Genomic DNA, 13,762 nt, shown 5'->3' on the forward strand with positions numbered 1-13,762 from the left:
ATTTTGTTGTTTGCTTTTCAGTGCGCTCCGCGGGTCAGGCACTCAGGCGTTGAGTAACCTCATTTAGCTGCCCTGACAGGTCATGCAGGTTGCGCCCGGCGCTTTCGGTGCGCTGGACGTTCTCCTGATTGGCTGTGGCAATGGAGGTGATCTCGGTGAGGTTGCGCGAAATATCTTCGGCCACGGAGGTCTGTTCTTCGGCGGCGGTGGCGATCTGCCGGTTCATGTCGCGGATCGCTTCCACTGCGTTGGTGATCAGCTGTAGCGTGGCGCCGGCTTCGGTCACCTGGGTCACGCCTTCTTCGCTGCGCTGCTGGCCGCTTTGAATGGCGCGCACTGCATTCACCGCCCCGGTTTGTACGGTGTCGATGATCTGGTGGATTTCCGCGGTGGACTCGGCGGTACGCTGCGCCAGGGTGCGCACTTCGTCGGCTACCACGGCAAAGCCTCGACCCTGTTCACCGGCGCGTGCGGCTTCGATGGCCGCATTGAGGGCCAGTAGATTGGTCTGCTCGGCGATGCCACGAATGACTTCCAGCACCTTACCAATTCGTCCTGTATCGTTTTCCAGGCGGCGAATCACGTCTGAGGTGTTGCTGATTTCGCTGCGAATATCAGTGATGGTGCTGATGGTGGCCTGCATCACCATATCGCCCTGGCGTGCCGCATTATCAGCCGCGTCGGCGGCGCCGGCAGCTTCAACCGCATGACGGGCGACTTCTTGGGCTGTGGCGGACATTTCATGCATGGCGGTGGCGACCTGGTCGGTACGCGAGAATTGCTCGCGTGTTCCCTGGGCCATCAGGGTGGCGATCGAGTTGAGTTCGCCACTGGCGATATCCAGGTCAGCCGTGCTGCGTTTCAGGCGGGTAAAGGTGTCGGCGAGGAAGTCACGCAGGATGTTGGCCGCGACGGCGAGTTTGCCCAGTTCGTCTTGGCGTGTGGCATCTACATGTTGGCCGAAGTTGCCCCGGCTAAGTTGGGCGATATGATCAATCAGTTCGCGGATCGGGTTGATTAAGTTGCGGTTGACCAGCCATAAGCTGAACAGGGCGGTCACCACGGTAGCGCCGAGCATCAGCAGGGTGCCATAGGTGATGGTGCGGTCTGCTGCGGCATTGATCTGGCTTGCTTGCTCCAGGCTTTGTTTATGCAATTCGTTGGACAGGGCCTCCAACTGTTGTGCTGTGTTGCGGTCAATGCCGGACACCGCCTTGTCACCGACTGCAGCGTCACCGCCAGCAGCGACAAAGGCATCGCGACCCTTGCGGTAGTTGGCGCCGAGCGTCTGGTGTTCGCTGCGCAAGGTGTCGACCTTGGTTTTCAGCGCGCGGTCGGCACCGGCCAGCTCGCTCAATTTTCCCAGTAAGTCCTGAACCTTGCGCTCCTGTGCTTCGAACTGGCCCCAGTATTTGTCCAGTTGGGCTTTGTCGCTGCCACGCAGCAGGACGTTTTTCCACTCCTGTACCTGGGTCTTGAAGTTCAGGTTGGTTGAATCAATCAGCGTCGACGCCTCCAATGGGCCATCAAGCAGGCCACGATAGGCCTGCATGCCGCTGGAGAGGAAGCTGAAACAGGCCAGTGCCGTGACCAGAATCAGCGCCAGGCTGCCGCTGAGCAGGGCGAGGATTTGCGCGCGCAAGGATTTCTGCAGAAACATGGGTGGATACCCCCGACTGTGGAATACGAAATGCCAGTGACGCGAGCGCGTCCTACTGCGAAGTCCTTCTCAACTGGTATCGGCTGTGCCGCAGTATTTCACGTACGGCCTGACAGGAGTATAGATCGGCTCTGCAGAGGCATTCTTTAACCTGCCGCAGGTGTGTTACAGATTCGGGACAGGCCGCATGACCCGCCACCTCGTGCGAGCGTGCTCCTCATGCTGTTGTGTCAGGCCAGGCGCAGGTGGTTGTCCCATAGTCCTGCAGGGAGTTGTAGCGGCTGGCTGCTGATCTGAGCGCCGCGGCAGTCGTACAGGCGGCAACGGCCGACGCCGCTGCTGACCACAAAACCGTCGGCTACTGCGCCTACTCCGGCGCAGTCGGCCAGTGGCGCATCCAGGCGCAACTCGGCGCTGTCCAGGTCCCAGATAAACACCCGATTACCGCGTGGCGCGGTCAGCGCCAGCAGGCGCAGTTCGCTGTGGATCGCTACGCTGGCGGTGTACTGGTTCATCTGCTGACGCTGCGCATTGGCCACCGGGAAGTGCTGGAAGGGCTGGCCGGGGCGTTTGATCGCCAGCAGCGGCACCACATCGCTGGTTGCGCCCATATATTGCTGGCCGCTGACAATCGTGCCATCGCTGGCCACGGCCATATGGCGCACGCTGTTCATCCGTTCTGGCAGCTGTTCCTTGCTGATCAGGCTGCCGTCGCGGCGCAGCAGCACCAGGCTGGACTCCATGGCGTCGAGGTTCATTTCCACCCGGCTGTCGGCTTCGGTGCGGATGCCGCCGTTGGCCACGACCAGCGTTTCACCGTCTGGCAGCCAGAGCAGCTGGTGCGGGCCGATGCCGTGGGTCGACAGTTCGCTGCTGCGCAGCAACTGTTCACCTTGCAGGCGATAGACGCCAAGTAGGCCGCGACCGGGATCGGAGGTGTCGTTCTCGGTGGCGTACAGCCATTCGCCGTCCTTGTGGAACACCGCATGGCCGTAGAAGTGCCGCTGCTTGGGTGAGTGGATGGTCTGCAGCAGGCGGCCATCGCGAGTGTCGATCAGGTAGCTCTGGGTGCTCGGGCGGCGACCGACAAACAGCGCCATTGGCAGAAACGGATGGCCGATAACATCGTGGCAGCGCTCGTTGACCTGGGTGGCAAATACCGGGCTGCCATCGAGCCGGTAACCCACTGCGAAGTGTTTGCCGGCGCTGTCGTTGCGTGCCGACAGCAATAACGGCTGCGCGCCACTGTGCATCAGCGTCCAGCCGCCGTAAGTGCCGGCGGCCGCTGCCGTGGCGGCAACAGCCGCGATGCTCAAGCCGAGAAAGGTGCGGCGATTGATCTGCATGGTTCAGTCACCGTCATGGGCGTTAAAGCCCAGCTGGATGCCCAGAGTCTTCGCCAGCTCGGATTCATGCAGGCGATGCAGCACATTCAGGCTGTCATACAGGGCGTTGACCTCGGCGCGGCCGGCGTCGTCGCTAAGCAGTTCGCCGAGCGGCCGTTGGGCGGCGGCCAGGCGTTGACGGGTGTCGCTGTAGGCGTCGTTGATGCGTTGTTTCAGTGCGCCCTGATCACTGCCGAGCAGCGCCTGGATGCCATCCTGCTCGGCACCCAGCCAGATGCGTTCGGCGCTGGCCAGACTGGCAGCGAGGTTGGCCAGACTGGCCTTGCTGCGCCAGGCTTCGGCCTGATAGGGCTGCGGCTGACCTTTGCTCTGGCGGCCGAGTGGCGTGCCGAGTTTCTTCTTCAGCCCGTCGATGGCGCTAACCTGGGTGCGCAGCAGCTCGGCCACCGCTTCCGGGGCTTCGGCGTAGCGCGCATTGGGGAAGTCCCTGAGCAGCGCGGCCATACCGTCTTTGGCTTGCCACTGGCTTAGCACATCGGCGGCGAGGACTTGCTGGTGCTGGCCGATGGCAACGATCAGCGGGCAGTAGCGGGTTTTCTGCTCGGCGACGTTCAGATCAATTGCCGGATCGAACAGCAGGTATTCATAGGCGGTGAGGCCTTGTACCACGACGCTGGATTTATCCAGATCGGCTGGGGTCAGCTCGGGTTTGCTGTTGACCAGCGCCTCAACCTGACGTGCCACCAGGTTCTTCTTGTCCGGCCAGAACTGGATCTGCCAGGCGCGGTTGCCTTCCGCCAGCGGACCGAAGGCAACCGGTTGCACGGCGGCCCAGGCGCTTTGCGCGCTGGCAAAGGCCTGACGGGCTTCGGCGAGGTTCTGTTGGCCGGCGCAGAAGGCCTGGCCGCTAGCTGCCAGCTGGCGGTCGGCTTCGCTCCAGGCGCTGTAAATCGGCAGCAACACGCCATCGGTGAGTGCACGGCTGACCTGCTGCTGCGGATCGCTTGGGCTGCAGGCGGTAAGCGTAAGGCTAAGCAGGGCGAGCGTGAGGGGTGAGCGGATCATCTGCGGCTCCTTACAATGAATTCAGAAAAGCCAACAGCGCGTTGCGCTCGTCGGCATTGAAAGTGATGACCTGCTGCTTGGCCGCCTCGGCCTCGCCACCGTGCCAGAGGATGGCTTCCAGCAGGTTGCGCGCGCGGCCGTCATGCAGGAACAGGGTGTGGCCGTTAACTGTTTCTGTCAGGCCGATGCCCCAGAGTGGTGGGGTGCGCCATTCGCGGCCGCTGGCGAGAAACTCCGGGCGGTTGTCAGCCAAGCCTTCGCCCATGTCATGCAGCAGCAAGTCGCTGTAGGGGCGAATCAGCTGATTGGCCAGCTCCGGCTCGGCGGCGTCACTGGCGGTGGTGAATTGCGGGGTATGACAGCCCTGGCAGCCTGCCTGGTGGAACAGGGTCTTACCAGTCAGCACCTGCGGTGTATCCGCGCCACGACGTGCCGGTACACCGAGGTTGCGGGTGTAGAACAGCACGCTGGCAAGAATGTTGTCGCTGACTTCCGGCTCGCCGCCATGAGGTGCGCTGCGGCAGTCGGGTTGTGCCGCAGTGCAGTTGTCCTGGCTGACCAGGCTGCTGGTCAGGCCCATGTCGTTGGCAAAGGCCTCGGCGTTCTGTTGGTTGAGGGTTGGTTGTCCGGCTTTCCAGCCAAAACGACCCAGCACCGTGCGTTGTTTCTCGCGGTCCCAGACCTGGTTGGCGCGCCCTGAGATGCCATCGTTATCACTGTCTTCGGGGTCGGCATTGGCCAGGATGGCCGCTTCGGGAATGGCTTCGAGCAGACCCAGACCAATCATCGGCGGAGCGATGCGTGCCGAAAACAGCGTATCGGGATGCAGAGCGCCATAACCGAGCTGGCTGATTTCCAGGTTGGGCTTACGCAGCTCAATTCGGGTGCCGTCGGCAAAACTGACCTGCTGCGTGCTGTAACTGACGCGCACCTTGCCCTCGGGGGGAACACCGGGGTTGGCCATGTCCTGCAACTGGCCACCGTAGGTGGGTTCGGCCAGTACGCCAAGGCGCTGGATAATCTCGGCATGTTCGCTGCCGGCTGGAATTGACAGGCGTACCAGCATCGACACCGAGCTGATCGCATCAGACGTCGGTGGGTGGCCGCGACCGTCCTTGATATGGCAGTTCTGGCAGGCGTTGGTATTGAACAGCGGGCCGAGACCGTCACGCGCGGTGGTAGTGGCCGGTGCGGTGACCCATGGGTTGCGGAAGAAGCTGTTGCCGACGCTGAAGTCCAGACGGCGTGAAGGCGTCAGATTGGCGGAGGGCAGGGAAAAGGCATTTTGGTCGGACTGGCGCACGGTGGTGCTGCCCGCAGACAGGGCTTCACCGGGTTCGGCTTCGGTGAATTGAGGGCCATTGTCGCAGCCAGTCAGGCCAAGACTCAGGGCCAGTAAGAGCGCAACGCGGTGCGGCGCATGCATGGAAGAGATCCGCAGCAAAAAACAGGCGGCTGATCTTAACAGTCCATCCCGTTTTAAATAAGACGGATTTGCATTATCGCTGGTGGCCAAAGGTCGCAGGGTATAAAAAACTGCATGCCATAAAAAAACCGCAACTCCGGTTAAGGCGTCGCGGCTTCTTATGCGCTACCAATCTTCGGACTTCGCGAGCTGGAGCGAGACAAGGCGCTACGTTAGCAACAGCCGTAGGCTGGCCCGAAGGGTGGGCGTAGTGAATCAAGCAGAGTTTACGAGCATTACTTGTTTCACTCGCCCTTCGGGCCGCGCTAAAACGCGTTAGCCGCAAGCAGCTTGCCGAGGCTGTTTTCAACGCAGTATCGCCGACGCGCAGCAAGCCCTAAGCGGTTAGAAGCTGTGGTCAGCGGTATCCGGATTGAGATCACTGATACCCAGCTTGCCAGCGGCCTGCTCGATGGCGCCAGTCTGCTTGACCAGTGCGGCGATGGCATCACGAACGATCTGTTGGCCTTCGGTATTGTCGGCGGCGATCAGCTGATCGAAGTGCTTGCCGTTGTTCGCGCTGTCGACCAGAGCCTGCAGCTTGCCTTCGGTGGCTTCGAGGTCGGCTTTCAGGGTGCTGTCAGCAGCGGCATCAACCTTGGCCACCAGCGACGAAAGGCTTGGGCCGGTCAGGGTGGTGCCGTCGACTTTCTTGTATTCGCCCAGGTAGACGTTGCGAATACCTTTGCCGTTGTAGAAGTGCGAGTTGTGGGTGTTGTCGCTGAAGCAGTCGTGCTCGTCTTCGGTGGAGTTGGCTTCCAGTGCGACCTTCATGCGCTCGCCGGCCAGTTCGCCGAGGGACAGGCTGCCCATGCCGAACAGCATCTTGCGCAGGCCATTTTCAGCTGTGTCGGCTTCCAGTGTGGCGCGGTAGTTGTCAGTCTTGCCGGCCTGCCATTGCACAACCATGGCATCGAGGTCGCTGACCAGCAGGTCGGCGGCGGCTTTGATAAAGGCGCGGCGGCGCTCGTTGTTGCCGCCAGTGGCGCCTTCACCCACGACGAAATCGCTGGCTGGGCGCTCACCGGCACCTGGGCCGCTGCCATTCAGATCCTGGCCCCACAGCAGGAATTCGATGGCGTGGTAGCCGGTGGCGACGTTGGCTTCGGAGCCGCCCAACTCATTCAGGCTGGCCAGCAGCTCCGGGGTGATGGTGCTGACATCAATCTTGTCTTCGCCGACCTGAAGCTCTTTGTTGGCAATGATGTTGGCGCTGGCGCCCGGGTTGCCGAGGGCGTGCTGGTAATCCTTGGCGACGTAGTCGATCAGGCCTTCGTCCAACGGCCAGGCGTTCAACTGGCCTTCCCAGTCATCGACTACGGCGTTGCCGAAGCGGAATACTTCAGTTTGCATATAAGGCACACGAGCGGCCAGCCAGGCTTCGCGGGCGGCTTTCAGCGTGTCGGCGTTCGGATTGGCGAGCAAGGTGTCTACGGCTGCTTGCAGGGTTTTACCGGTGCTGGCGGCATCGCTGAATACGGCCAGTGCCAAGTCTGCGTAATGGCTGACAACTGCCTTGGCGGCTGCTTCGTCGACCTTGCTGCTGGCGGCTGCCGGAGCACTGTTGCTGCTGGCTGCTGGAGCGGCCGCTTGATTAGCAGGCGCCTTGTCTTCGCCACAACCGGCGAGAGAGATAGCGATGGCGAGCAGGCTGGCAGAGGCCAGGGGCATACGAAGCATGGCGAAATCCTTTGCAAGTGAGAGTGGAGCACCCATGTGGGCGAGTGCAAAAACTGAAGCATAATGCGAAAGATTTTCATTTTGCGCAAAGGATCGTTACGTTTTTTTCATTTGGATTGCTGGCGATCCTTATCTTTTGTCCTGGGTGCCAGCTGAATGCTGCAGGGCGTCATGTTCCATTCAGTCGCTGGTACGCCCGACCTGAGAGGGGTGTGGTCACGATTCAAACGTGAGTTGTGGCAAAACAACGTGCTGCCCAAGTTTCGCGAGGCGGGTGCGCTCAGTGAGCTTCGGTCTTTTTACGGTTAGAAAAAAGCCCGCCAGAAGGGCGGGCTTGTCCGTGTGAATGAGCGTCAGAGCGTCGCCGGATTGGCAGTGTTGTTCAGGCGTCGTGCCTGCTTCAGATAGGCTGTTAATTCCCGTGCAGGCAATGGCTTGCTGTACAGATATCCCTGACCCTCGTTGCAACCTTGAGCCATGATATAAGCCTCTTGCTCAACAGTTTCGACACCTTCGGCGATGACTTGCATGCCCAGGCTTTTGCCCAATTGAATGATGGCGCGCACGATGGTGGCATCGTCCTCATCATCCAGGAGGTCTTGTACGAAACTTTTGTCGATCTTGATCTTGTCCAGGGGCAGGCTCTTCAGGTAACTCAGTGAAGAATAGCCAGTGCCGAAGTCATCAATCGCGATCAGCGCGCCGGAGCGGCGCAAGCTGAGCAGGTGCTGGGCGGCGGTGTTGATGTCTTCCATCAGGCCGGTTTCGGTAACTTCCAGCTCAAGGCTGCGCAGTGGCAATCGGTAGACCTGCATCAGGTTGTTCACGACCCGTGGCAGCTCTGCGTGGTGCAGTTGCACAGTGGAGAGGTTGACTGCCATACGCAGCTCGGTGAAGCCCTGGTCATGCCACTCGCGCAGTTGGCGGCAGGTCTGGTCGAGAATCCATTCGCCAATCGGGATGATGGTGCCATTTTGTTCGGCAAGCGGGATAAACAGATCCGGCGGCACAAAACCATGCTGCGGATGCTGCCAGCGCAGCAGCGCTTCGACGCCGACCACGCTGTGGTCGCGGTAGTCGACCTGCGGTTGGTAGACCAGGTGCAGTTGATTCAAGGCCAGGGCGTCACGCAGGTCTTTTTCCAGTTCGCGACGGCGGCGCATTTCGCTGTCGACGCTGGCGATGTAGAACTGGTAGCGGTTGCGTGAACGACTCTTGGCCAGGGTCATGGTCTGTTCGGCTTTCTGCAGCAGTTTTTCGGTGCTGTCACCGTCTTCCGGGAACAGCGTAATGCCGATGGTCGCGCGCAGGCGAACTTGCTGCTGGTCGAGCATAAACGGGTTATCGAGGTCGTCGAGTACGCTCTGCGCCAGTTCGGCGGCTTCGTAAGGCTGTTCGATATCTGCCTGCACCAGCGCGAATTGGTCACCCCCCAAACGTGCCAGCGCACCAAGGCGGCCACTGTGGCTGCGCAGGCGGTCGGACAGTGCCAGCAGCAGCTGGTCGCCGGTCTGGTAGCTGAATTGTTCGTTGATGCCCTTAAAGTCATCCAGGCCGACGCAAAGCACGGCGACGCGGCGCTGCAGGCGGCCAGCATCTTCAAGAATCTGGTCGAGTTGTTGCTGCAGCTGCTGACGGTTCGGCAGACCGGTGAGGAAATCATACTGAGCCATGCGCAGCAGGCTGTTTTCCGCTTCGCGGCGCAGGTTGGTGTTGCGTTCGATGGAGGAGAGCAGCTGGTTGGCGGTATTGATCCACAAGCCCAGCTCGTTCTTTTCGTTGCCCTTGAGCATGGGCAGCTTGTGTTCGCTGGGGCGATCCGGGTTGATATTGGTCAGGTGCTCGATGATCTTCGACAGCGGCTTGGTCAGCAGCCAGTGGTAGACCAGATACAGCACCAAACCCATGGCGAGGGCGCGCAGCACGCCAGAAATAAAGATGATGATCGAGTTGGTGACAAAGCTCTCGCCGTAGGGGGCTGTGTCGAGAGTGATGCTGAGGTCGCCGTAGTACTCGCTGTAGGGGCCGCGGCCGACCAGCTGGGTGGTGAAATTCTGTTCCTTGCCGAGGATCGGATCGGTCAACCAGCGGGTGGGGATATCAACCTGTTCGCGGGCCTTCTCCGCCAGCATTGGCTCATTGGGGTGGCCGATGGCGGCCATGCGCACTGACTCGTGCTGGAACAGACCTTCGATGACTTGCATACCCATTTCCCGGTCGAGACTGTAGACCGCCTGGGTGGAAGGATCACGGAACATGCCGAGGATGCGGTGCGCGTCGTTTGCGACGGCCTGACGTGTCTTGTACACGTCGAAAACGATCTGCGCACAACTCAAGACCACGCCGACGATGAGTGCAGAGAGCAGCACCACACGAAGCAACTTAAGTGACAAGCTGTTTTTGAGTTCCAGCTTCAAGTGACGGTTCCTTGTTAGAGGCCTTTGGCGTCAGACGCTAGTGAGTATTGGCAAAGTCGCGCTTGCAGTCAAAGGGCCATTATCAAAGTTTGTCGAACAAACTTTTGTGTCGTGATGGCGCGGATGCTAGCGGACATAAGAGTAAGTTGCACTGTCTCGGTGCATGCGCTGTGCTGCTGCGGCTTGCCAGCTACTCGTTTTTTCTTGGCATGAGAGTTGCCACACCTCCGGCACTCACCGTGCGGGGGATATGCAATGAAAACTCGACTGTCAGGAATAGCTGCGTTTGCCGTATCGCCACTGGCTCAGGCGGCCAGCGATGATGCGATCAATACGGCCTGGTTGGTGCTGGCCAGCGTGTTGGTGTTTTTCATGCAGGCTGGTTTTGCCTTGCTGGAAAGCGGAATGTCGCGGGCGAAGAATGCCGTTAACGTGATGATGAAGAACTACATGGACGGTTGCGTCGGCGGCATTACATTCTGGTTGTTCGGTTTCGGTCTGATGTTCGGCAGCAACATCACCGGCTGGTTCGGCATGAGTCATTTTGCGCCGCACGATGGCGAGCCCTGGGATTTCACCTTTCTGCTATTTCAGATGATGTTCGCGGCCACGGCAGCAACCATCGCCAGTGGCGCCATGGCCGAGCGCACGCGTTACTCGGCCTATTTGATCGGCGCGGTGGTGATCAGCGGGTTTATTTACCCGGTGTTCGGCAGCTGGGTGTGGAGCGGCATATACGGTGGCCAGGGGTGGTTGGCGGCCCTGGGCTTTATCGACTTTGCCGGCTCCACTGTGGTGCACAGCGTCGGCGCCTGGTGTGCGCTGGCCGGTATTCTGGTGCTGGGGCCGCGTCTGGGGCGTTTTGCTGCGGACGGTGCGCCGCGCAGCATTCCTGGGCACAACCTAAGCCTGGTCGCGCTGGGCGGTTTCATCCTTTGGTTTGGCTGGTTTGGCTTTAACGCCGGCAGCAGCCTGGGGATAAATGTCAGCCTCGGGCTGATTGCCCTGAATACCCACCTGGCGGCGTCGGCCGGAGCACTGGGTGCATTTCTGGCGCAGCGCAGCACCTCCAGCCCGGTGCTGTTGACTACCACGGTGAACGGTTCGCTCGGTGGTTTGGTCGGCATCACCGCCGGTTGCGCGACGATGTCGCCGCTGTTTGCCCTGCTGACCGGGCTGGTGGCCGGTGGTGTGGTGGTGTTCGGGATGCGCCTGCTGGAGCGCTGGCAACTGGATGACGTGGTCGGTGCGATACCGGTGCATGGTTTTGCCGGGGTCTGGGGCACGCTGGCGGCTGGGCTGTTCTTCAGTGGCGACCTGTTCAATTGGTCACGGGTTGGGGTGCAGTTGCTGGGTGCCGGGGTCGCGTTTGTCTGGGCGTTCCCGCTGGCGTTGATGCTTTACCTGTTATTGGCGAAAACCCTCGGCCTGCGCACCTCTTCGCAACATGAGCAGCGTGGCCTGGATTATGCCGAACATGCTGAGGTGGGCTATCCCGAGTTCAACCTGGCGGTGACCTTCGACAGTAACGACCTGCCGAGGAGGGTGTGACATGAGCCTGGCAACTCGCCGACGGGCGATCTACACCGGCCTGGCCGGGCACTTTGCTGAAGACGAACTGCTGGCTGTGCTGGCCCTGTGGGAAAACAAATACGCCGACAAACCGCCGTTCGCTCTAAATGAGTTTCTCGGTGAAGTGGCGGCGACCTGCGAGCGCAAGTTGGAGCGTACCAAGCTCTACCGCGAGCTGGTGGGGGCGCTAACCGGCCCGTTATCAGCCTTGCTGCCGGACCCGGAACCGCAGTTGCTCAGCTGGCGGCAGCGGATGGGCGTGGCGGCACCGCTACGGGTTGGCACGGATAGCCAAGCACGGCATACCTTCGAGGCGCTGAGCCGCGTGCTGTTCAATGCGCTCGACGCCGGGTTGCTGCCACGCCTGCAACATTTCGTTGCGGGTAACCTGAGCAATTTAAGTGGCAGCAATGTGCAGCGCCTGCGCGTGCGGGCCTGGCTGGAGCAGGGCGCTGAACTGGAACCGGCCGGCCTGGGGCTGGAGCAGCTACGGCAGTTGCTCAACCTGCTGTACATCGGGTTGTGTGAATACCTGGGGCCGGTGGTGGCTGATCAGCGTCTGACTCATGCGGTGCAGCAGGTCGAGGCGTTGCACCTGGCCTTGGCGCCGCGCAAGCTGTTGTAAACCGCTGGTGCAGAAAACAAGAAACCCGGCACAGGGCCGGGTTTCTTGTTATTCGGGAGCGCTGACTTAGGCGGCGTAGTTTTTCGCTACGAAGTCCCAGTTGACCAGGTTCCAGAACGCCTCAACATACTTCGGACGCAGGTTGCGGTAGTCGATGTAGTAGGCGTGCTCCCAGACGTCGCAGGTCAGCAGCGGGGTGTCGCCGCTGGTCAGCGGGCAGCCGGCGCCGATGGTGCTGGCCAGGGCCAGAGAACCGTCAGCCTTCTTCACCAGCCAGCCCCAGCCGGAACCGAAGGTGCCGATGGAAACCTTGCTGAATTCTTCCTTGAACTTGTCGAAGGAACCGAAGGCTGCGTTGATGGCGTCAGCCAGAGCACCTGTCGGTTGGCCACCGGCGTTAGGCGCCAGGCAGTTCCAGTAGAAGGTGTGGTTCCAGACCTGAGCGGCGTTGTTGAAGATGCCGCCGGACGAAGTCTTGACGATTTCTTCCAGGGTTTTGCCTTCGAACTCGGTGCCTGGAACCAGGTTGTTCAGGTTCACGACATAGGTGTTGTGGTGCTTGTCGTGGTGGAATTCCAAGGTTTCCTTGGAAATATGCGGCTGCAGGGCGTCATGTGCGTAAGGCAGCGGCGGCAATTCGAAAGCCATGGTTTATCTCCTAATCAGGTCAGGTGCGGTGTGCGCGAAGCCGATCACGGGCGGCCATCTCAGCGGCGTGAGTTATCTCTTTGCGCCGCAAGCCCTGAATCATAGCACTGGCCCTACGGCTTAAACACGCGGCAACTGTGTGGAAAACCAACTCGGCGCGCTCTGTGCCGGCGTGCGGCAATGCTGCTCAGCCCAGTTGGCCGCCGCTGAGTAACTGCCAGGCAATGCTGAACATCATCAGGGCTACGCCCAGGTCGATAACCCGCCAGGTGCTGGGGCGCGCCAGCCAGGGTGCGAGCCAGGCGGCGCCCAGGGCCAGGCAGAAGAACCAGATTAATGATGCGCTGGCCGCACCCAGCGCATAGGCACCCGGTACCGGTTGCTGTGCGCCCAGTGAGCCGATCAGCAGTACCGTGTCGAGGTAAACATGCGGGTTGAGCAAGGTCACCGCCAGAGCCGCCAGCAGCACTGCCTGGCGTGAGCGCGGGCCGCTTTCACTGGCCTGATTCAGTGCTTGTGGGCGGCTGGCACGGATCAGCGCCTGAGTGCCATACCAGAGCAGGAAAGCCGCGCCGCCCCAGCGGGCGATGCCCAGCAGCAGCGGGCTTTGCGCCAGCACAGCGGCCAGGCCGAACACCCCGGCGGCCACCAGTAGGGCGTCGCAGACCACACAGAGCAGCGCCACGGGCAGGTGATGCTCGCGGCGCAGGCTTTGCGCCAGGACGAAGGCGTTTTGTGCGCCGAGGGCGATGATCAGTCCGGCGGCGATCAGTAATCCGTTGCTATAACTTTGCCACATCTCGGTTACTCCGCCTGTGCACTGAGTTGTTGCAGAACAGCCTGCGCGCGCGGCCCGTCGGCATGGGCGACGAACAGGTGATCGTGGTAGTAGCCGGCGATCACGTTGCAGCTGATCCCGGCTTGCGCCAGAGCGCTGGCGACAGCCGCCGTCAAACCCACGGCTTCGAGAGCCGAATGCACATGCAGTGTCAGCCAGGCGGCCACATAGCTGTATGGCAGGCGCAGTTGCTCTGCCTGCAGGCGCGGCAGAATCACGCTGAGGCCCTCGGCTTCCTGAAAACTGCCCAGTGGTTGTATGCCTTGCAGCTGCGTGGCATCGCTCAGGCTACAGAACACGTAAGCACCTTCGTTCAGCTGTGGACTCATGCTGCGCAGCAAGGTTGTCAGTGAGGTTTCGCCGGCCATGCGGATTGCCTTGTTCAGAGTGGTGATGCTGGTCAGTTTGCTGTGGCTGGGTATATAAGAGAAACCAATAATCCTGAT

Annotated in this window: 11 protein-coding genes; 2 read left to right on the forward strand and 9 right to left on the reverse strand. The window is 60.9% G+C overall.

Annotated features, from left to right (window positions below; genetic code table 11):
* Positions 1 to 34 precede the first annotated feature (34 nt).
* From DBR00_RS07030 to DBR00_RS07055, 6 genes are all read right to left on the reverse strand, one after another.
* Positions 35 to 1,660, reverse strand: coding sequence for a methyl-accepting chemotaxis protein (locus tag DBR00_RS07030; RefSeq protein WP_108488495.1), 1,626 nt, complete (start codon positions 1,658 to 1,660; stop codon positions 35 to 37).
* Between the two features lie 230 nt (positions 1,661 to 1,890).
* Positions 1,891 to 3,000: a DUF1513 domain-containing protein gene (locus tag DBR00_RS07035; protein WP_108538050.1), complete on the reverse strand. Its 1,110-nt coding sequence runs from the start codon at positions 2,998 to 3,000 to the stop codon at positions 1,891 to 1,893.
* A gap of 9 nt (positions 3,001 to 3,009) precedes the next feature.
* Positions 3,010 to 4,071, reverse strand: a complete 1,062-nt coding sequence (locus DBR00_RS07040; RefSeq protein ID WP_108486256.1) for an imelysin family protein — start codon at positions 4,069 to 4,071, stop codon at positions 3,010 to 3,012.
* 10 nt (positions 4,072 to 4,081) lie between these two features.
* Positions 4,082 to 5,497, reverse strand: coding sequence for a di-heme oxidoredictase family protein (locus DBR00_RS07045; RefSeq protein WP_108486257.1), 1,416 nt, complete (start codon positions 5,495 to 5,497; stop codon positions 4,082 to 4,084).
* A 384-nt stretch (positions 5,498 to 5,881) separates the two neighbouring features.
* Positions 5,882 to 7,216 carry an imelysin family protein gene (locus tag DBR00_RS07050; RefSeq protein ID WP_108486258.1) on the reverse strand — a complete coding sequence of 445 codons (1,335 nt, stop codon included), beginning with the start codon at positions 7,214 to 7,216 and terminating at the stop codon, positions 5,882 to 5,884.
* A 353-nt stretch (positions 7,217 to 7,569) separates the two neighbouring features.
* Positions 7,570 to 9,633: a bifunctional diguanylate cyclase/phosphodiesterase gene (locus DBR00_RS07055; protein ID WP_108486259.1), complete on the reverse strand. Its 2,064-nt coding sequence runs from the start codon at positions 9,631 to 9,633 to the stop codon at positions 7,570 to 7,572.
* 255 nt (positions 9,634 to 9,888) lie between these two features.
* On the opposite strand from DBR00_RS07055, the gene DBR00_RS07060 reads away from it, so the two are divergent.
* Both DBR00_RS07060 and DBR00_RS07065 read left to right on the forward strand, forming a co-directional pair.
* Positions 9,889 to 11,184, forward strand: a complete 1,296-nt coding sequence (locus DBR00_RS07060) for an ammonium transporter (RefSeq protein ID WP_108486260.1) — start codon at positions 9,889 to 9,891, stop codon at positions 11,182 to 11,184.
* A 1-nt stretch (position 11,185) separates the two neighbouring features.
* A complete protein-coding gene (locus DBR00_RS07065; RefSeq protein WP_108486261.1) occupies positions 11,186 to 11,830 on the forward strand; it encodes a hypothetical protein in 645 nt (214 codons plus the stop codon).
* A 66-nt stretch (positions 11,831 to 11,896) separates the two neighbouring features.
* Here the strand turns inward: DBR00_RS07065 and DBR00_RS07070 are convergent, their stop codons facing one another.
* The 3 genes from DBR00_RS07070 to DBR00_RS07080 all read right to left on the reverse strand — a co-directional run bounded on the left by DBR00_RS07070 (position 11,897) and on the right by DBR00_RS07080 (position 13,684).
* Positions 11,897 to 12,478 carry a superoxide dismutase gene (locus DBR00_RS07070; protein WP_090249029.1) on the reverse strand — a complete coding sequence of 194 codons (582 nt, stop codon included), beginning with the start codon at positions 12,476 to 12,478 and terminating at the stop codon, positions 11,897 to 11,899.
* Between the two features lie 187 nt (positions 12,479 to 12,665).
* Positions 12,666 to 13,277, reverse strand: coding sequence for a LysE/ArgO family amino acid transporter (locus DBR00_RS07075; protein ID WP_108486262.1), 612 nt, complete (start codon positions 13,275 to 13,277; stop codon positions 12,666 to 12,668).
* A 5-nt stretch (positions 13,278 to 13,282) separates the two neighbouring features.
* Entirely contained in the window at positions 13,283 to 13,684 is a 402-nt protein-coding gene (locus DBR00_RS07080; RefSeq protein WP_108486263.1) for an ACT domain-containing protein, read from the reverse strand.
* Positions 13,685 to 13,762: the final 78 nt, after the last annotated feature.

This window comes from Pseudomonas sp. HMWF032 (assembly GCF_003060885.1).
Taxonomy (GTDB): domain Bacteria; phylum Pseudomonadota; class Gammaproteobacteria; order Pseudomonadales; family Pseudomonadaceae; genus Aquipseudomonas.

Coding starts and splice junctions, on each gene's coding strand:
- DBR00_RS07060 (WP_108486260.1), top strand. CDS start 9,889: ATGAAAACTCGACTGTCAGGAATAGCTGCGTTTGCCGTATCGCCACTG.
- DBR00_RS07030 (WP_108488495.1), bottom strand. CDS start 1,660: ATGTTTCTGCAGAAATCCTTGCGCGCGCAAATCCTCGCCCTGCTCAGC.
- DBR00_RS07065 (WP_108486261.1), top strand. CDS start 11,186: ATGAGCCTGGCAACTCGCCGACGGGCGATCTACACCGGCCTGGCCGGG.
- DBR00_RS07040 (WP_108486256.1), bottom strand. CDS start 4,071: ATGATCCGCTCACCCCTCACGCTCGCCCTGCTTAGCCTTACGCTTACC.
- DBR00_RS07050 (WP_108486258.1), bottom strand. CDS start 7,216: ATGCTTCGTATGCCCCTGGCCTCTGCCAGCCTGCTCGCCATCGCTATC.
- DBR00_RS07070 (WP_090249029.1), bottom strand. CDS start 12,478: ATGGCTTTCGAATTGCCGCCGCTGCCTTACGCACATGACGCCCTGCAG.
- DBR00_RS07075 (WP_108486262.1), bottom strand. CDS start 13,277: ATGTGGCAAAGTTATAGCAACGGATTACTGATCGCCGCCGGACTGATC.
- DBR00_RS07080 (WP_108486263.1), bottom strand. CDS start 13,684: ATGGCCGGCGAAACCTCACTGACAACCTTGCTGCGCAGCATGAGTCCA.
- DBR00_RS07045 (WP_108486257.1), bottom strand. CDS start 5,497: ATGCATGCGCCGCACCGCGTTGCGCTCTTACTGGCCCTGAGTCTTGGC.